The sequence below is a fragment of the Bacillus cereus ATCC 14579 genome (genome assembly GCF_000007825.1).
Taxonomy (GTDB): domain Bacteria; phylum Bacillota; class Bacilli; order Bacillales; family Bacillaceae_G; genus Bacillus_A; species Bacillus_A cereus.
On record NC_004722.1, the window covers coordinates 1,555,620 to 1,572,108 of the forward strand.

A 16,489-nucleotide genomic window follows, 5' to 3' on the forward strand; every position below is an offset into this window, starting at 1 on the left:
GGGATGGAGTATGATTGAATTGGAATTTAGAGTGGAGCGTCTTCGGAAAGAACAAATAAGCGACATTGTAGCGCTATCTTCTTATATTGGTTGGGATTATAACAGAGAAGAAATTGAGACTATTTTTAACGCAGGGATTGTATACGGTGTTTGGAATGAGAAAGAGGAACTAATTGCTAGCGCAGCAATAATATTATATGGGGAGAAATTAGCATCTATCGGAATGGTGATTGTACATCCAGATTATAAGGGGAGAGGGATTGGAAAGATAATAACGGAAGCGTGCGTTAAAAGCGTATCAGCTCATACTCCAATTATGCTTATTGCTACGGATGAAGGGAAACCTTTATATGAAAAGTTAGGATTTAGGGCAGTAAGTTATGTTTCTAAATACATATGTAACTCATACAATGCGAAACATTATTGTGTAAGAAATGAAGATTATGTGATGAATTATGAAGAGGGTGATTTAGAAAAAATAATAAAAATAGATGAATATGCGTTTGGAACAAATAGAAAAGAGTTTTTAAAGAAAAGAATTATGCAAAGTGAACAGTGTATCGTTGTAAAGGACAAGGAACAAAATGTATTAGGTTACGGTTTAAGCATACAAACACCAGAAAATAAGATAATAGGGCCGGTTGTTGCTAAAAATGATGAGATGGCAATGAGAATTGTACATGATTTAGCAAAAGGGCATAATGGTAAATTAAGAATTGATGTACTAGAAGGAAAGAAAGATTTCATGAAAGTATTAGAGATTGCTGGTTTTAAAAAGGTGAATACACCACCAATTATGATGAAAAATAGCGATCAATTATTAAAAAGGAATAATGAGTTATATAGCATTGCAGCACAAATTTTTGGGTGAAAAAGAATCCTTCTGAATGAAGGATTCTTTTTCGCTAATCACGATATTGATCATGAGTCGGCTGAAAGAGGTCTTCCTCGATATCTCTCACCATAGAAAAATGATCAAGGTTATAATGACCGTGTAAAGTTTTATTGTGATGACCAATAATTTGTTCTGCAGACAATACGTTAGAATCAGTTGTTGAATGACCGTTTTTAATTAAGGTAACGTCAAATCCTTGTACAGTTGCTGCTCTAACTGCAGTGTCAATGCAATGTTCTGTTTTACATCCGCCTATAACAATATGATTAATGTTTTCTTCTTTTAAAAGTTCAAGTAAAGAAGTGCCGTAGAATGAATTGGTTGCTGCTTTATTAATAAAGATTGCAGACTGGGGTACTTGAATTTGATTATGTACTTCAAATCCTTCGCCACTACCAGAAGCAACATCGATATCTCTTACGAAAACAATAAGAGCATTTGAATCTATTGCTTTCTGCAGGGCTATATTTAGTGTAGATAATAGCTCGGTTTTACGAAAAACTTCATTTTCTTGCTCATTCCCATCAATTAATTCTTGCTGAGCGTCAATAATTAATAGTGCTTGTTTCATCGTGTCTCCCCTTTAATATGAAATAAGTTCCACTGTACATATTCCTTCAGATTGTTAGAAAATCCTCCATTGTAAGAGAAGTAGAAGATTGATTTACAAAGTTGTCAAAGAAATTTCATTCTCATAGCGTGTAAAAACATGTATGATAGGAGATGGAGAATTTTTGAGTAGGTGGGAATAACATGCAAACAGTAGAAGATTATCTTTCATTCTTACATACGAAAGGATTTAAATTATCAGAGGAAGCACAAGGGTTTATTATGTTTGGACAAGGATATACTGGTGCGTCTGATGGGATTGTGAACGCAGCAATAGAAGCCACAATTAAACATCAATTGCAGTTTGATGGTAGTTATTTCGTTGCGTTATTAGAACGATTGAAAGAGGAAGAAATTACAGATAAAAAAAGCGCTAAGGCTTTTATGCGGAAGTTACAAGCGTAACTTCACGCAGCCTGCGCTTCTTTTTTTGTTTTGGAAGGTAATTCAACAAAAATCATGCCTAGAAAAATACATAGACATCCGATAATAGCAGAAATAGAAAGTTGTTCATTTGCAACGAGAACGCCTGTTAATGCAGCAAAAACGGGCTCCATTGCGAAAATAATTGCTACTCTCGTTGGAGAAGTGTGTTTTTGTGCCGATGTTTGAATGAAAAAAGCAATAGATGTTGCAAACAAGGCAGTTAGAAAGAGTGCGAATAAAAAGGATTGATTCGTCCATAGTGATACTGAAAATAACTTTTCCCAATCTTCAAACAAGAAAGCGCAAATAGAAGAAAATATACCAACAGCTAATACTTGAGATGTGCTTAATAATAAAGGTGATATTTTTTTAGAAAAGAAGCCGTTAATAAGAATATGGGCAGCGAAAGCGACTGCACAACCAAGAACAAGTATATCTCCTATATTTAATTGGAAAGAATCAGCAGCTGTTAATAAGTACAAACCTGTTGTAGCTACAGCAATACCAAGTATGATGAAAATGGTGGCTTTTTGTTTTAAAAAGATAAATGATAAGATTGGGACCATAACAATGCTTAGCCCAGTTAAGAAACCTGCTTTTGAAGAAGTTGTATAGAGTAAGCCAAATGTTTGTAATAAATAGCCGACAAATAAGAAGAACCCAACCATTAATCCAGCTAAACTACTATGTTTTAATTCTTGTTTTGAAGTTTTCTGTGAGAAAATAATTTGAACGAATAATAAAATAATTCCAGCGAATAAAAAGCGAATACCATTAAACGTAAATGGACCAACGAAAGACATAGCGTTTTGAACGACAACAAACGTAGCTCCCCAAATAAAAGAGACAAATAATAAAGCAAGAGGAGCAATCCACTCTTTTTTCACACTCATACCCCCGTTAATTTTGTAAGATAGCTTTTCTAGCTAATTCATCAGCTACTTTATTTTGACTACTTGGAATCCACTTAATAAAAAAGAGATCGAAGTTTTTTATGTACTGCAGTGCTTCATCTAAAAGAGGTGCAAATATTTTATTTTTTGCGTATTCCTTTTCAACAGCCCGCTCAACAAGCTGCGAATCTGTACGAAAAGAGACAGTGCTATAATTATGCTCGATGCAATATTTTAATGCTAAAAGTAAAGCGCGGTATTCTGCTTCATGATTGGACATTGTTCCAAGTGGTACTGATAATTGTACAGGTGGCTGAACGCCTTTAATAAACACTCCTGCACCAGAAGGACCAGGATTTCCTTTTGATGCACCATCAATATATACTTCAATCAAAATGAGAAACCTCCAAATTATAAGATGATCCCCTACTTAAATATTTTTTTGAAGTAGGGGATAGAGTAGTTATCCGATTGTGATGCTGTAACGACATGTAAATGTTTCATTCGCTTGTAAAGATTGAATTCCCTTTTTGTTCTTGAAATCTTTTGCTGGATTTACTTCATCAGCGATGCCATACCAAGGTTCAATACATAAGAAAGGTGCGTTATCCCCTGGTGTCCATACGCCAACAAATGGGAATCCATCAAATTCTACTTTTACAAATTTATTATGTTTATGAGAACGAATCGAAATTTCATTCGTATTCATATGTTCAAAAATAAGTGCATCATTTTTGAATAAATCATATGTAAGTGGCAATTCAGTCGTATTTTCAGCGATTAATTGCTTTTTGTTTGAAAGATAAGGTCCTTCTAATACGCTTGTTTCTAAGCGTTCCGAACCATTAAACGATAAGTGATAATCTGTAAATGATTCACCGTCCAATAAAGGGAAGTTGAATCCAGGATGTGCTCCGATTGAGAAGAACATCTCTTTTGAAGTAGGATTGTTTACTTCATATGTTATATGAACGCTTTGTCCATTTAGCTCATAAGAAACGAGTAATTCGAATTCGTATGGGTATTTTTTTAATGTTTCTTCATTACTAGTAACGATATAAGTGATTTTTGTTTCGCTTTGTTCTTTCACAAAGAAAGTAAGATCACGAGCGAAACCGTGTTGTGTTAATGAATATGGTTTACCGTCTACGTAGTATGTATTATCTACTAATCGGCCGACAATTGGGAACAAAATTGGTGCACGGCGTCCCCAATAAGTAGAATCACCTTGCCATAAATATTCTGTGTTGTCTTCTTTTAAGCGAACGCTCTGTAATTCTGCACCTTTGTCAGAAATGGAAACGATCACTTTTTCATTTTGAATTGTTGCTGTCATGAAGTGAAACCTCCTAAATCTTTCATATGTTTCATTATACGTTGTCTAAAAGGAAAAAGGTAGTTTATGATAGGAATCTATTGACGAAAGAGGGGCTACGACGTAAAATATAATCTTGTTGCTTAAAAAACGAATAACGTGGTTCGAAACCATCCCACGTAAAAAAACTAAGGAGATTTTGTCATGAATATTAGAACTTTAGTCGGTAATGGTATTTTAGCGGCATTATATATTGCTGTTTCTATGCTTATTCAGCCATTTGGCTTTACGAATGTACAATTTCGTATTTCAGAGATGTTTAATCATCTCGTTGTATTTAACAAGAAAGCAATTTACGGAATTGTATTAGGTGTATTTTTAACGAATCTCTTGTTCTCACCTATGATCGCTTATGATTTAGTATTTGGAGTAGGTCAATCTATTCTTGCATTAGTTGCAACGATTATTTCTATGCGATTTATTAAAGGTGTTTGGGCTCGTATGATTTTTAATACAGTTATCTTTACGATTACAATGTTTATGATTGCAATTGAACTTCATCTTGCATTGGGTTTACCATTTATGTTGTCTTGGTTAACTTGTGCAATCGGTGAATTTGTTGTCATGGCGATCGGTATGCCTGTAATGTACTGGATTAATAAGCGAGTACAATTTGAAAGATTTATGTAATAGATGAAAGAGCTATTCCTATAGGGATAGCTCTTTTTGTATGTAATCATATTGAATATAATGCTGTGACTCTAGATAAAATATAATAAAATAAAGTGAGGCTTCAATTAGCCGGATATATATAAGAAGTCTTACATAAGGGGAATGTAGTATGAAATATAAAATTCATTGGTTGTATAAAACGAAGCGTGGATTGCAGACGGAATTAACAACAGAGTATATGAACATAGAAGAAGTACTTCAATTTGCAGAGGATTTTGAGAAAACAGGAAGAGCTAAGGAACTTTTATTTTACGATGAAATGGACGCAGAGTGGTCATTAAAAGAGATGAAAAAGTTAAGTAAGCAAGTAGAGGAAGAGCCCCAAGAAATACTCGTTTATTTTGATGGGGGGTATGATGTGCAAACGAAAGAAGCTGGCGTTGGTATATGTGTGTATTATAAAAAAGGAAATACAAACTACCGCATTCGCCGCAATGCATATATAGAAGGTATATATGATAATAATGAAGCGGAATATGCATCATTATTATACGGTATGAATATACTCGAGGAACTAGGGATTAAGTATGAAGCAGTTACACTTCGCGGAGACTCACAAGTGGTACTGCAGCAATTAGCCGGAGAATGGCCTTGTTACGATGAACATTTAAATCATTATTTAGATCAAATTGAACAAAAGGCGAAGCAAATGAAATTAAAACTTGTATGTGAGCCGATATCTAGAAAACAAAATAAAGAAGCACATCAATTAGCAACGCAAGCATTAGAAGGAACAGTTATTGATAGTCATAAAGAAATAACCGAATAGAGAGGTGCAAAGGTGGATAAAAAGCAACTCATTACAGAGGTAAATGACTTATTAGAAACGTATTGTGAAGGATGTTTCTTGCGAGAACATAATCGAAAGACAAATAGTAAGTATTACGCTCATTCATTTTGTATAAGGCAATGTACAGTGGGAGAAACATTGAAAAAGTATGGGGAACAGTTGTCATGAAAAAACATCCAGAGAAAATTCTCTGGATGTTTTTTAGTGTCTTGCTTCGTTTAGTTGATGCTCACATTTATTTAATTTTTTTTCCTCATTCATTAAAAATGGCTCATCTAAATCAGTTGCAACAGATTTCATAATTTCAAGCTGAGAGCGAGCTGCTTCTACAGCAGTAGTAGCATGTTCTAATGTATCTGGATCCATTGAAATTGTTGCTGATCCTACCATTTTTTGTGCTGTTTCTACACGGAATTTCACTTCTTCAAAATCATTTACTTCTGATCCCATTAATAATTCCTCCTTTGTATAGTGCGCATTTCACATAGTTTTTGCTCTGTAAAACGGAAATATACAAAGGAATAACAAAGGAGGTTACCAAGTAAGGTAACCTCCTGTTATATGTTGGATTAAAGTTTTACTACGTTAGCAGCTTGAGGTCCGCGGTTACCTTCAGTAATGTCGAAAGATACTTCTTGACCTTCTTCTAAAGCTTTGTAGCCGTCGCCTTGAATAGCAGAGAAATGTACGAATACATCGTCAGCGCCTTCCATTTCGATAAATCCAAAACCTTTTTCGTTGTTAAACCATTTTACTTTTCCTTGCATGTTACAATTCCTCCTAAAAGCGTTTACTATTTTCATTTAGTGAAATTCATTTTAAAAAAATAATATAAACTAAAAATGCTATATTCTTGAATATTCTGCTAAATGATTAATTTAAATATACACGAATTGGGAGAATTTAGTCAAGTAAGCGATTTTATTTTTTTGTATTTTTAAATAATTTTTCAGTCAAATTTTTAAATAGGTATAGGACAGGCTGAGTATATAATATTCTTAATTGAATGCTATACATAATGAGGTGAAAGAATGAATAAGTCTTACTTATTAGATAATGAAGGAATGAGAACGAGAACCGACATACCGGATTGGGTTGCAAAAGAATTTGAGATTTTTTCAAATGTTGTGTTAGAACCAACTTTTCCATGTTATTTCGGTTTAACAGCTTTGAAAAAGAATGAACTTCGTTATTCATTTCTTTCTCATAATGATTGGAGTCATTTACCACATACAATGTTATCTTTTTTAGAGTTAATGAAAGAGAGGCCGATTGTAAGAAGGGGCTTTTTCCTTTTTGTAGAACCGGAATGTGAAGAACAGCCACTCGAATATTACCGTGATTCCTTTTGGAAAGTGTTACAGTATTTACATGAAAACGATAATCAAGCATGGCCAAAGCAAATTCCTGAAGATCCAGACCATTATTTATGGGAATTTTCATTTGGTGGTGAGCCAATATTCGCATTTGGAAATGCGCCAGCTTATAAACAACGAAAAACTAGACATTTAGGGAATTCTCTCGTTATTGGGTTTCAGCCACGCACTATTTTTGATGGATTAGAGGGAGATCGTCCTAAAGGAGCATATTCAAGACAAATGGTTCGTGAGCGAGTTGAAAAGTGGGATCAATTGCCGAAACATCCTAACATTAGTCATTATGGTGACCCAGAGCATCGTGAATGGAAACAATATTTCATAGGAGACGATGTAGAGCCAATAAAAGGGAAATGTCCTTTTATTCATAGGATAGAAAAGTAAGAGCCATCACCTAGATGGCTCTTTTGTATATTTTGGATAAAAAAGGGTATTTTATTATGAAAGCTAGTCTATTTTTTCAAATTACATCATTAACTAGTAGTAAAGAGAGTAGAAAGGATAGAGCGATGTTTGGAGCAATTATACAGCAAATCGTATTAGGTATATCATTAGCTGCGCCAGTAGGGCCGATTAATATTGAAATGTTAAAACGAGGAATTGAACGTGGGTTTTGGCACGCTTGGGTTGTTGGAATTGGTGGAATGACTGCAGATGTTTTATTTATGCTTCTCATTTATTTCGGTTTATCTTCTGTGTTTATGTATACATATGTACAAGCCTTCATGTATTGCACGGGTTTTTTCTTGTTATTTTATTTAGGATTTCAAAGTGTAAAACAAGGAATTTTCGACTCGAATATGGAATATAAAAAAGAAGAGGTAGGTGGCCTTAAGCAATCGTTTATGGCAGGATTTTTAATTGCGATATCCAATCCATTAAATCTTGTTTTTTGGTTTGGTATATACGGAAGTACACTTAGCTCATTACTTACGAAGGTAACGAAACAAGAGGCTTTTTTGTACAGTCTTTGCATTATTGTTGGTATTATTTTATGGAATTTAAATATTGCTTTTTCTGTACATTTTGGAAGAACTTTATTAAAACCAAAAGCGCTTGGCTACATAACAGCCGGAGCAGGTATTATTTTAGTAGGTTACTCTATACATTTTGCATACAAAGCTTTACAGTTGTTCACATAAGATTGAAGGGGAGATTTTTATGTATCGAACCACTATTGACGGAAAAGAAATTATAATTACGTTAGCGCCAAAAATCCGAAAAGAAATTACTGATAGAAATCCACTATATGAAGCGGTATTTCATAATGCTGCAAGATTGTTACAAACAAAGCAACCGACGTTTGCAGTAAATCATGAAATATTTGGGCTCATTATTGGAGAAGTGCAAAGAGGAGAAGTAACAGTGTTTGCAGTGGAACATATTATTCCGAAGCAAAATATATTTGGACCAAACAATTTTTTCTCGACAATAGAACAGCAGGCAAATTTGTAAAGTGAATAGAATAAGAATAGAAAAGAAATAGTCGTAACGATATGTTGCGGCTGTTTTTTTGGAAAAGGGGGAAACAAGATGAAGAAAGTGGGGAAAGAGTTCTTTTTACAACATGATATCGTTATTATGTATAGCATTCTATTTGTTTTCATTATTATTTTAAAAATGCAATTTTTTACGTGGTTTGGCATGTTAGCATGTATGTTTGGGATTGTTTTCTATACACTTAATGAATATATGACACATCGTTTTTTATTCCATATAAAGCCACCTAAAAACACATTTCTATTAAAAATGTTAAGAAGATTGCATTATGATCACCACGTATATCCAGATGATTTAAAACTTTTGTTTTTACCTGTATGGTTTAGTATACCTAGTTTTACTATATATTTACTTATAGCATATGGTATTACAAAAAGTGTTACTATTACACTTTCATTTGGAATCGGAATGATTATTATGCTGCTCGTTTACGAATGGAAACATTATATTGCTCATAGACCGATTCGTCCCGTCACTAAGTTTGGAAGATGGCTAAAAAAACAACATATATTACACCATTATAAAAATGAAAAGTTTTGGTTTGGTGTTTCAAATCCAGTATTCGATTTTATATTTGGAACACTGAAAGACGGAAAAGATGTTGAGCTAAGCGAAACGGCTCGTAATTTAGAAAAGGAAAAAAAGACAAAAGTAGTGCGTTAAGCACTGCTTTTGTCTTAATGAGGATAAATAAGTAAAGTGTCACTTTATTTTGAAAAAGTATATTAAAAATTTAGGGGAAATTGCCGAAAAATGTCTATCAAAAAATCTTTGCATGAATGCATGGATTGTCTAAAATGAATATAAGTTTCTGAATATTTATAAAATTTAGTCTTTAGGTATGCAAGGGGGAAGTGTATTTCAAGTAAGAGAGGGGATCGGTTAATGAAACGAGACGATACGTCAGCACGTAAGTTGCAAAATGAGGTGAATTATACAGAGGTCGTTCAGTCGGAAGAATTTCAATTGTTATTAAATACGAAAAAGAAGTTTATCATTCCAATGAGTATTTTCTTTTTTAGTTTTTTTATCGCATTACCTATTCTAACATCGTATTCAAAGGTGCTTAATACACCTGCATTTGGAGACGTTACATGGGCGTGGGTATTTGCTTTTTCCCAATTTATCATGACATGGGCACTATGTATGATTTATAGCAAAAAAGCAGAATCATTTGATGAAATCTCCCGAAAAATTCTGCAAGATATGCAAAAAGGGAGGGGCTGAACTTGAATACTACTGCATTTGCACTATTTTTAATTATTGTTCTTGGTACGCTCGTCATAACCTATTTTGCATCGAAAAAAACGAAAAATGCGAGTGAATTTTATACGGCTGGAGGGGGATTAACTGGTTGGCAAAATGGTCTGGCCATTGCTGGAGATTACATGTCTGCTGCTTCATTTCTCGGTATAGCTGGAGCAATCGCATTAACTGGGTTTGATGGATTCTTTTATAGTATCGGTTTTTTAGTTGCTTATCTAGTTGTACTATATCTTGTTGCAGAACCGCTTAGAAATTTAGGAAAGTACACTTTGGCGGATATGATTGCAGCACGCTTTGATGCGAAAAAAGTTCGCGGAGTTGCAGCTCTTAATACGATGACGATTTCTATCTTTTATATGATTGCACAATTAGTTGGCGCGGGTGCACTTATTAAATTATTATTAGGGATTGAATATACGACATCTGTATTAATCGTTGGAACACTTATGACGGTGTATGTTATTTTTGGAGGTATGACAGCAACGAGCTGGGTACAAATCGTAAAGGCTGTATTACTTATGGCTGGTACGTTTATTATTTCTGTTATCGTTTTCGCAAAATTCAACTTCAGCGTGACTGAAATGTTCGCTCAAATGAAAACAGCTACACCTTTAAAAGATTCATTTTTAAATCCAGGTGTAAAGTATAAGGATGGTCTTGATACACTTTCTTTAAATTTAGGACTAGTACTTGGTACAGCTGGATTACCACATATACTTGTCCGCTTTTTTACAGTACGTGATGCAAAAACTGCACGTCAATCTGTCGTATATGCGACGTGGTTAATTGGTGCATTTTATATTATGACGATTTTCTTAGGATTTGGTGCGGCAGCGTTTGTAGGAAATGAAGCGATTATTAAAGCAAACCCAGCTGGTAATATGGCGGCACCTTTATTAGCCAAAGCGTTAGGTGGAGACTTCTTATTTGCTTTCGTATCAGCAATTGCTTTTGCAACGATTTTGGCTGTAGTGGCAGGTCTTGTATTAACAGCAGCATCAGCATTCGCTCATGATTTTTATAATGAAATCATTCGTAAAGGAAAATCAACGGAAAAAGAGCAAGTATCCATGGCTCGTTATGCATCTATTGGAGTAGCGATACTATCTATCATACTTGCATTATTTGCCCAAACATTAAACGTAGCATTTTTAGTATCATTAGCATTTGCAGTTGCAGCGAGTGCAAATCTACCAGTAATTTTATTTACAATATATTGGAAGCGTTTTAATACAACGGGTGCTATTTCGGGTATGATTGTAGGTCTCGTATCAGCAATTGTTCTCGTAGCGTTGAGTCCGAATGTTTGGAACCCTGTAGCTGGAAAAGCTATTTTTGTTGGGGAAGCGTTATTCCCATATACGACACCAGGAATTATTTCAATTCCACTCGGATTTCTTGCAGCATATTTAGGAACGGTTTTATCTAGTAAGAAAGAAGATGAAGCGAAATTTGATGAAATTCTAGTGAAATCTAATACTGGTCATGGCATTAGCGATGCGTCTTCACATTAAATAAAAGAGGAGCTTTTCGATAGATAAGAAAAGCTCTTTTTTCTTTTGTCATTTTCTTGTAAATATTACTGATTTGTAAGTAGGATTTGTCTTAATTTTGTGGAATGAAAATAGCAGGGAGAAATTTAAGTCATCATGGCACCAGCGCAGCTTTTGTGAAAAATAAGTTGTTATGGAAGGTGGAAGTAATGATGAAAACGAAGCAAACTGATGAATTATTAGCAAAAGATGAGCAATATGTTTGGCACGGAATGCGTCCCTTTAGTCCAAATAGTACAATGGTAGGGGCAAAAGCTGAAGGGTGCTGGGTTGAAGATATACAAGGAAAAAGATATTTAGATGGTATGAGTGGCCTTTGGTGTGTCAATAGTGGATATGGAAGAAAAGAGCTCGCAGAAGCGGCTTATAAGCAATTACAAACATTATCATACTTTCCAATGTCACAATCCCATGAGCCAGCTATAAAGCTTGCTGAAAAGTTAAATGAGTGGCTTGGGGGAGAGTATGTTATTTTCTTCTCAAATAGTGGTTCAGAAGCGAACGAAACAGCTTTTAAAATAGCAAGGCAATACTATGCTCAAAAAGGTGAACCACATCGTTATAAATTTATGTCACGTTACCGTGGGTATCACGGGAATACAATGGCGACAATGGCAGCGACGGGACAAGCGCAGCGTAGATATCAGTATGAGCCGTTTGCTTCAGGTTTTTTACACGTAACACCACCGGATTGTTACCGTATGCCTGAAATTGAAGGGCAGCATATTTATGATGTAGAATGTGTGAAAGAAGTCGATCGTGTTATGACGTGGGAATTAAGTGAAACAATTGCCGCTTTTATTATGGAACCAATTATTACAGGCGGGGGCATATTAATGCCACCACAAGACTATATGAAAGCTGTTCATGAGATGTGTCAAAAACACGGTGCCTTGCTTATTAGTGATGAAGTAATTTGCGGTTTCGGTCGTACAGGAAAAGCATTTGGGTTTATGAATTATGATGTGAAGCCAGATATTATTACAATGGCAAAGGGCATTACGAGCGCATATTTACCATTATCTGCAACAGCTGTGAAAAAAGAAATATATGAGGCTTTTAAAGGTAAAGGAGAATATGAATTCTTCCGCCATATTAATACATTTGGTGGAAATCCAGCAGCTTGTGCATTAGCACTTAAAAACTTAGAGATTATGGAAAATGAAAATTTAATCGAGCGATCTGCGCAAATGGGTTCCCTTTTATTAGAGCAACTAAAAGATGAAATTGGGGAACATCCGCTTGTTGGGAATATTAGAGGAAAAGGTCTATTAGTTGGAATTGAATTAGTAAATGATAAAGAGACGAAAGAGCCAATTGATAACGACAAAATTGCAAGTGTTGTAAATGCTTGTAAAGAAAAGGGCTTAATTATAGGACGAAACGGTATGACAACAGCAGGATATAATAACGTTTTAACATTAGCGCCGCCTCTTGTTATTTCAAGTGAAGAGATTGCTTTCGTTGTTGGAACGTTGAAGACAGCGATGGAGCGTATTTAATAAATAGAGAGAGGAGCGAGCTGTAATATAAGGCTCGCTCTTGTTTAGTAGGAGGGGACTTTTAATGGAGAAATATGATCCTAACAAACATTATCACATCGGATATTATGAAGACGGATATGATTTAGAAGTGACGGCGTACAAAAGAATAAATGAACCAGTTTGGGATGCTTATATTCCGCACTATGAGGCAGACGATTTTTATAAGAAAGTGGAGGGAATGAAGCTAGGTAAATATATAGATGATTATGGCATTATGGTGTATTCATTTGGGAATGATATTGATGATGATGAAGCACGAATTATTTTTGAAAAATGGTTAAAAAAGAACGGGATTGTTTAAAGATAAAACAAAAAGGAGATTGCTATCTTATAAAATAGCAATCTCCTTTTATTATAGTAAATTTATTTACTTGCTTTCATTGCTTTATCTTTTGCACCAAAAGTGTATTTTAACATTGGTGGTGTAATCATTGTAGTTAAAATAACGACAATACCGATTGCTGTAAAGTAATCTTGTGCCAATAGACCTGAAGAAAGTCCTGTTCCTGCAATGATAAGTGCAACTTCACCACGAGAAACCATTCCAGCACCGATAATTGCAGAAGACTTAGCGTCAAATCCAGTCATTCGTGCACCGAATCCACAGCCGATTAATTTCGTTAATACAGCGATAACAGTTAATGCTAAGATGAACCAAATTTGATTGCCGATACCGTCAAATGTAATATTCATACCGATACTAACGAAGAATACGGGAACGAACATAGCGTAAGCAATTGGTTCTACTTTCTTTTCTACTTCATGTTTGTAGTTTGTTTGAGAAATTGCAATACCAGCAGCGAAAGCACCGATAATACCAGCAATTCCTAATAATTCGCCAAAATATGCGAATGAGAAACAGATGATAAGAGCCGCGCTTACGATAGACTCAGATACGCGCAGTGGTGATAACCAGCGCATAATCGCAGGAACACCTTTCCATCCGATTAAAATAATAGAAGCGAAGAATACTATTTTCTTCAAGATAACCATTGTTAAGTTAACATCATCAGTACCTAAGAAGCTCATTGCAAATGCTAATAAAATAACAACAAGAATGTCATCAAATACAGCGGCTCCAAGCATCGTCGTACTTTCACGTGTTTTCATTTTACCTAAATCACGAAGTGTTTGTACGGAAATACTAACACTTGTCGCACATAGAAGTAATCCTAAGAATACAGCGTTTCCTTGTTCCATTCCCATCACAAGACCGGAAACGTAACCACCTACGAATGGAAGAATGATACCTCCGAGTGCAACTGCTAAAGAAGAATTACGATTTGCGTTTAATTCTTCTAAGTCTGTTTCAAGTCCAGCCATAAACATTAAAAGAATAACCCCGACATTACTTAATTGAGTTAGAAGCTCTGAATTTTCAATCCAACCTAATACAGCTGGACCGATAACGATACCGACAATTAATTTACCTAGTACAGAAGGTTGACCTAATCTAACACTAAGATCACCACCGAGCTTTGTACTTAATAAAATAACTGCAATTTGAAAGAAAAATTCGAATTCCATCTGATCCTCTCCTCGTCATTTTTAATTTTATCATACGATTTCTCGGAATTTGCCTAATGAAAATATGTAAAACCCATTAAACAAAAGGGTCTGATTACAAGTTCTTTTGAACTCGTAATTTGAACCTGTAATTAATATATAATAGATTTTATAAAAAATCAATGAAAAAATGGGAGCTTTTTGAGGAAGAAGCTGCCTTATTGGGATATAGGTGTAAGAGTAGTGTGTGAATTTTATATGTATAAAATAGTATGAAGTCCTTTTCCATTACAAATAATAAATTCTACATACTATTTCACGAACTATAACTGTGAAAGGGAGGATTTATAATTTGAAGGCATTAAAAAATAACTTGTCTATTGTTGCTTTAGGTGGAGTAAATGAAATAGGAAAAAATATGTATGCTATCCAATATGAAAATGATATTGTCGTCATTGATTGTGGATCTAAATTTCCAGATGAAAGTTTATTAGGGATTGATTTAATAATTCCAGACGTCACATATTTGCAAGAAAATAAAGAAAAAATTCGCGGTTTAATAGTAACGCACGGGCATGAGGACCATATTGGCGGAATACCATATTTTTTAAAACAACTAAATGTACCAATCTATGCAACAAAGTTAACGTTAGGTTTAATTGAAATTAAATTAAAGGAACACAATCTTCAAAATGATACGGAATTAATCGTTATTCATTCAGAATCAGAAATTGATTGTGGTTCTATTAAGGCAACTTTTTTTAAAACGAACCACAGTATTCCGGATTGTCTCGGTATTGTTTTTCATACACCAGAAGGTACTGTAGTACATACAGGTGATTTTAAATTTGATTTAACACCAGTAAATAATCAACATCCTGATATTCATAAAATGGCTAAAATAGGAAGTGAAGGTGTACTAGCTTTATTATCTGAAAGCACAAATGCAGAACGCCCAGGTTTTACTCCATCAGAAAGGTCAGTAGGAGAACGGATAGAGGAAATATTTATGAAAGCAAATAGAAAAGTAGTTATTTCTACGTTTGCTTCTAATGTGAATCGTGTTCAGCAAATAGTTGAAGCATGTATAAAAACAAATCGAAAACTAGCTTTGCTAGGGAGAAGTATGGTAAATGTAGTAGAGGTTGCTCTAGAGAAAGGTTATTTACATATTCCAGAAGGTATGTTGATTGAAGCAAATGAGGTAAATCGTTTAGATCCAAAGCAGGTTGCAATACTTTGTACAGGAAGTCAAGGAGAACCAATGGCAGCTTTAGCGCGTTTAGCTAGTGGAAACTATAGACAAGTGGATATTTTACCAGAAGATACGGTTATTATAGCCGCGACCCCTATCCCAGGAAATGAACGTAACGTTTCTCGAATTATCGATAATTTATTTGCATTAGGAGCAAAGGTGATTTACGGATCAGGTAGTTCTACTGGAGTGCATGTATCCGGTCATGCATATCAAGAAGAGTTGAAGTTAATGCTTACATTAATGAAGCCAAAATATTTTATTCCAATTCATGGAGAGTTTAGAATGCTACATCACCATAGTTTGTTAGCAGAATCAATTGGTATTGAAAAGGAAAATATCTTTATTGTACGTAATGGAGATGTTGTAGATATAAGTAATGAAGTGGCAATTCAATCTAGAAGAATACAGGCAGGAAATATATATGTAGATGGATTAGGAATTGGAGATGTTGGAAATGCATTATTACGTGATCGTAAACAACTTTCAGAAGATGGAATGCTCGTTATAGTTATTACTTTTAATAAAGTGGATGGAGAAATAATTTCAGGTCCAGATATTATTTCTCGTGGATTTGTCTATGTCCGTGATTCAGAAGAATTTCTAAGAGAATTAAATAAATTAGCTGTTATTACGATTAATAATTTAAAGAAAGAGAATGTGAATAGCTGGGGGATTTTGAAAAGGGAGGTAAGAGAAGCGTTAGGGAAGTATATATATACAAATACAAAACGAAAGCCGATGATTCTTCCTATAATAATAGAGGTTTAATAGTAAAAAAGAATTCTCGTATGGGAATTCTTTTTTGTTTTGAAGAGAAAATGAACAT

The 16,489-nt window shown here is 34.6% G+C and carries 21 protein-coding genes and 1 riboswitch; of the genes, 14 read left to right on the forward strand and 7 right to left on the reverse strand.

Annotated features, from left to right (window positions below):
* Nucleotides 1-10: 10 nt before the first annotated feature.
* A complete protein-coding gene (locus BC_RS07920; RefSeq protein ID WP_000570994.1) occupies nucleotides 11-871 on the forward strand; it encodes a GNAT family N-acetyltransferase in 861 nt (286 codons plus the stop codon).
* 34 nt (nucleotides 872-905) lie between these two features.
* Here the strand turns inward: BC_RS07920 and BC_RS07925 are convergent, their stop codons facing one another.
* Nucleotides 906-1,466 carry a cysteine hydrolase family protein gene (locus BC_RS07925; RefSeq protein ID WP_000806318.1) on the reverse strand — a complete coding sequence of 187 codons (561 nt, stop codon included), beginning with the start codon at nucleotides 1,464-1,466 and terminating at the stop codon, nucleotides 906-908.
* A gap of 182 nt (nucleotides 1,467-1,648) precedes the next feature.
* Between BC_RS07925 and BC_RS07930 the strand changes: the two genes are divergently transcribed.
* A complete protein-coding gene (locus BC_RS07930; protein ID WP_001195212.1) occupies nucleotides 1,649-1,909 on the forward strand; it encodes a DUF6123 family protein in 261 nt (86 codons plus the stop codon).
* A gap of 2 nt (nucleotides 1,910-1,911) precedes the next feature.
* Here BC_RS07930 and BC_RS07935 read toward each other — a convergent pair whose 3' ends face one another.
* From BC_RS07935 to BC_RS07945, 3 genes are all read right to left on the reverse strand, one after another.
* Nucleotides 1,912-2,817: a DMT family transporter gene (locus BC_RS07935; protein ID WP_000712605.1), complete on the reverse strand. Its 906-nt coding sequence runs from the start codon at nucleotides 2,815-2,817 to the stop codon at nucleotides 1,912-1,914.
* Between the two features lie 13 nt (nucleotides 2,818-2,830).
* Nucleotides 2,831-3,217 (reverse strand): reverse transcriptase-like protein, encoded by a 387-nt coding sequence (locus BC_RS07940; protein WP_000573880.1) that lies wholly within the window; start codon nucleotides 3,215-3,217, stop codon nucleotides 2,831-2,833.
* 69 nt (nucleotides 3,218-3,286) lie between these two features.
* The gene (locus tag BC_RS07945; RefSeq protein WP_000127403.1) at nucleotides 3,287-4,159 is read right to left on the reverse strand and encodes an aldose 1-epimerase family protein; all 873 of its coding nucleotides are present in this window, start codon (nucleotides 4,157-4,159) and stop codon (nucleotides 3,287-3,289) included.
* 132 nt (nucleotides 4,160-4,291) lie between these two features.
* A riboswitch (PreQ1 riboswitch) is annotated at nucleotides 4,292-4,336 on the forward strand.
* 6 nt (nucleotides 4,337-4,342) lie between these two features.
* Between BC_RS07945 and BC_RS07950 the strand changes: the two genes are divergently transcribed.
* The 3 genes from BC_RS07950 (at nucleotide 4,343) to BC_RS07960 (ending at nucleotide 5,828) form a co-directional block, all read left to right on the forward strand.
* Nucleotides 4,343-4,828 carry a QueT transporter family protein gene (locus tag BC_RS07950; RefSeq protein WP_001026480.1) on the forward strand — a complete coding sequence of 162 codons (486 nt, stop codon included), beginning with the start codon at nucleotides 4,343-4,345 and terminating at the stop codon, nucleotides 4,826-4,828.
* 151 nt (nucleotides 4,829-4,979) lie between these two features.
* A complete protein-coding gene (locus BC_RS07955; RefSeq protein WP_000875548.1) occupies nucleotides 4,980-5,639 on the forward strand; it encodes a ribonuclease H family protein in 660 nt (219 codons plus the stop codon).
* 12 nt (nucleotides 5,640-5,651) lie between these two features.
* Nucleotides 5,652-5,828, forward strand: coding sequence for a zinc-finger domain-containing protein (locus tag BC_RS07960; protein WP_000358801.1), 177 nt, complete (start codon nucleotides 5,652-5,654; stop codon nucleotides 5,826-5,828).
* 33 nt (nucleotides 5,829-5,861) lie between these two features.
* Here BC_RS07960 and BC_RS07965 read toward each other — a convergent pair whose 3' ends face one another.
* Nucleotides 5,862-6,110 carry a DUF2564 family protein gene (locus BC_RS07965; protein ID WP_000534392.1) on the reverse strand — a complete coding sequence of 83 codons (249 nt, stop codon included), beginning with the start codon at nucleotides 6,108-6,110 and terminating at the stop codon, nucleotides 5,862-5,864.
* Between the two features lie 119 nt (nucleotides 6,111-6,229).
* Nucleotides 6,230-6,427, reverse strand: coding sequence for a cold shock-like protein CspB (gene cspB / locus BC_RS07970; protein WP_001161731.1), 198 nt, complete (start codon nucleotides 6,425-6,427; stop codon nucleotides 6,230-6,232).
* 264 nt (nucleotides 6,428-6,691) lie between these two features.
* Here cspB and BC_RS07975 point away from each other — a divergent pair, with 264 nt between their 5' ends.
* From BC_RS07975 to BC_RS08010, 8 genes are all read left to right on the forward strand, one after another.
* Nucleotides 6,692-7,420, forward strand: coding sequence for a YqcI/YcgG family protein (locus BC_RS07975; RefSeq protein ID WP_001043766.1), 729 nt, complete (start codon nucleotides 6,692-6,694; stop codon nucleotides 7,418-7,420).
* A 14-nt stretch (nucleotides 7,421-7,434) separates the two neighbouring features.
* The gene (locus tag BC_RS07980; protein WP_001196841.1) at nucleotides 7,435-8,178 is read left to right on the forward strand and encodes a LysE family transporter; all 744 of its coding nucleotides are present in this window, start codon (nucleotides 7,435-7,437) and stop codon (nucleotides 8,176-8,178) included.
* Nucleotides 8,179-8,197: 19 nt separating this feature from the next.
* A complete protein-coding gene (locus tag BC_RS07985; protein ID WP_000286361.1) occupies nucleotides 8,198-8,491 on the forward strand; it encodes a hypothetical protein in 294 nt (97 codons plus the stop codon).
* Between the two features lie 78 nt (nucleotides 8,492-8,569).
* Entirely contained in the window at nucleotides 8,570-9,199 is a 630-nt protein-coding gene (locus BC_RS07990) for a sterol desaturase family protein (protein WP_000755401.1), read from the forward strand.
* Between the two features lie 222 nt (nucleotides 9,200-9,421).
* The gene (locus BC_RS07995; protein WP_000817366.1) at nucleotides 9,422-9,763 is read left to right on the forward strand and encodes a DUF485 domain-containing protein; all 342 of its coding nucleotides are present in this window, start codon (nucleotides 9,422-9,424) and stop codon (nucleotides 9,761-9,763) included.
* 2 nt (nucleotides 9,764-9,765) lie between these two features.
* Nucleotides 9,766-11,316 (forward strand): solute symporter family protein, encoded by a 1,551-nt coding sequence (locus tag BC_RS08000; protein ID WP_001098240.1) that lies wholly within the window; start codon nucleotides 9,766-9,768, stop codon nucleotides 11,314-11,316.
* Between the two features lie 191 nt (nucleotides 11,317-11,507).
* Nucleotides 11,508-12,857: an aspartate aminotransferase family protein gene (locus BC_RS08005; RefSeq protein ID WP_000850957.1), complete on the forward strand. Its 1,350-nt coding sequence runs from the start codon at nucleotides 11,508-11,510 to the stop codon at nucleotides 12,855-12,857.
* A 64-nt stretch (nucleotides 12,858-12,921) separates the two neighbouring features.
* Entirely contained in the window at nucleotides 12,922-13,200 is a 279-nt protein-coding gene (locus tag BC_RS08010; RefSeq protein ID WP_000417068.1) for a DUF3986 family protein, read from the forward strand.
* 62 nt (nucleotides 13,201-13,262) lie between these two features.
* Here the strand turns inward: BC_RS08010 and BC_RS08015 are convergent, their stop codons facing one another.
* Nucleotides 13,263-14,426: a cation:proton antiporter gene (locus BC_RS08015; protein WP_000393908.1), complete on the reverse strand. Its 1,164-nt coding sequence runs from the start codon at nucleotides 14,424-14,426 to the stop codon at nucleotides 13,263-13,265.
* Nucleotides 14,427-14,757: 331 nt separating this feature from the next.
* On the opposite strand from BC_RS08015, the gene BC_RS08020 reads away from it, so the two are divergent.
* Nucleotides 14,758-16,431: a ribonuclease J gene (locus BC_RS08020; protein ID WP_000645621.1), complete on the forward strand. Its 1,674-nt coding sequence runs from the start codon at nucleotides 14,758-14,760 to the stop codon at nucleotides 16,429-16,431.
* Nucleotides 16,432-16,489: the final 58 nt, after the last annotated feature.

Coding starts and splice junctions, on each gene's coding strand:
- BC_RS07920 (WP_000570994.1), top strand. CDS start 11: ATGATTGAATTGGAATTTAGAGTGGAGCGTCTTCGGAAAGAACAAATA.
- BC_RS07925 (WP_000806318.1), bottom strand. CDS start 1,466: ATGAAACAAGCACTATTAATTATTGACGCTCAGCAAGAATTAATTGAT.
- BC_RS07930 (WP_001195212.1), top strand. CDS start 1,649: ATGCAAACAGTAGAAGATTATCTTTCATTCTTACATACGAAAGGATTT.
- BC_RS07945 (WP_000127403.1), bottom strand. CDS start 4,159: ATGACAGCAACAATTCAAAATGAAAAAGTGATCGTTTCCATTTCTGAC.
- BC_RS07950 (WP_001026480.1), top strand. CDS start 4,343: ATGAATATTAGAACTTTAGTCGGTAATGGTATTTTAGCGGCATTATAT.
- BC_RS07955 (WP_000875548.1), top strand. CDS start 4,980: ATGAAATATAAAATTCATTGGTTGTATAAAACGAAGCGTGGATTGCAG.
- BC_RS07965 (WP_000534392.1), bottom strand. CDS start 6,110: ATGGGATCAGAAGTAAATGATTTTGAAGAAGTGAAATTCCGTGTAGAA.
- cspB (WP_001161731.1), bottom strand. CDS start 6,427: ATGCAAGGAAAAGTAAAATGGTTTAACAACGAAAAAGGTTTTGGATTT.
- BC_RS07975 (WP_001043766.1), top strand. CDS start 6,692: ATGAATAAGTCTTACTTATTAGATAATGAAGGAATGAGAACGAGAACC.
- BC_RS07980 (WP_001196841.1), top strand. CDS start 7,435: ATGGCTCTTTTGTATATTTTGGATAAAAAAGGGTATTTTATTATGAAA.
- BC_RS07985 (WP_000286361.1), top strand. CDS start 8,198: ATGTATCGAACCACTATTGACGGAAAAGAAATTATAATTACGTTAGCG.
- BC_RS07990 (WP_000755401.1), top strand. CDS start 8,570: ATGAAGAAAGTGGGGAAAGAGTTCTTTTTACAACATGATATCGTTATT.
- BC_RS07995 (WP_000817366.1), top strand. CDS start 9,422: ATGAAACGAGACGATACGTCAGCACGTAAGTTGCAAAATGAGGTGAAT.
- BC_RS08005 (WP_000850957.1), top strand. CDS start 11,508: ATGAAAACGAAGCAAACTGATGAATTATTAGCAAAAGATGAGCAATAT.
- BC_RS08010 (WP_000417068.1), top strand. CDS start 12,922: ATGGAGAAATATGATCCTAACAAACATTATCACATCGGATATTATGAA.
- BC_RS08015 (WP_000393908.1), bottom strand. CDS start 14,426: ATGGAATTCGAATTTTTCTTTCAAATTGCAGTTATTTTATTAAGTACA.